The 464-nt window shown below is 65.9% G+C and carries 1 protein-coding gene; it reads left to right on the top strand.

Going from position 1 to position 464, the window contains the following annotated elements; all coding sequences use genetic code 11:
* Window positions 1-464 (top strand): UDP-galactopyranose mutase (locus QP415_RS10795; protein ID WP_285100048.1); only part of this gene is annotated, 464 nt, incomplete at both ends.

Raw genomic sequence — 464 nt, 5'->3', positions numbered from 1 at the left:
GCGCGCGCTCATTGAGCAGCAGGCCGCCGAGATCACGGGCGAACCCGGCAACCTCGAGGAGAAGGCGATTAGCCTGATCGGCCGCCCCCTCTACGACGCATTCATCGCGGGATACACGGCCAAGCAGTGGCAGACGGATCCGCGCGAGCTCGCAGCCTCCATCATCACGCGCCTGCCCGTGCGCTTCACCTACGAGAACCGCTACTTCCAGGACCGCTACGAGGGCCTGCCTCTCAACGGCTACGGCGCGTGGATCGCGAACATGGTCGATCACCCGCGTATCACCGTGCACACGGGCATGGACTTCTTCGATGCTTCCTCGCCGTTCTCGAAGGCCGCGTCCGTCGGCCAGGTCCCGGTTGTCTACACGGGCGCGATCGACCGCTACTTCGACTACGAGGCCGGCGAGCTCGGCTGGCGTACCCTCGACTTCGAGACCGAGGTCGTGGACGTGCCCGACTACC

Origin of the sequence: Pauljensenia sp. UMB3104, from assembly GCF_030217285.1 — a bacterium.
Classification (GTDB): Bacteria; Actinomycetota; Actinomycetes; order Actinomycetales; family Actinomycetaceae; genus Pauljensenia.
This window is presented reverse-complemented; position numbering and strand designations above follow the sequence as displayed.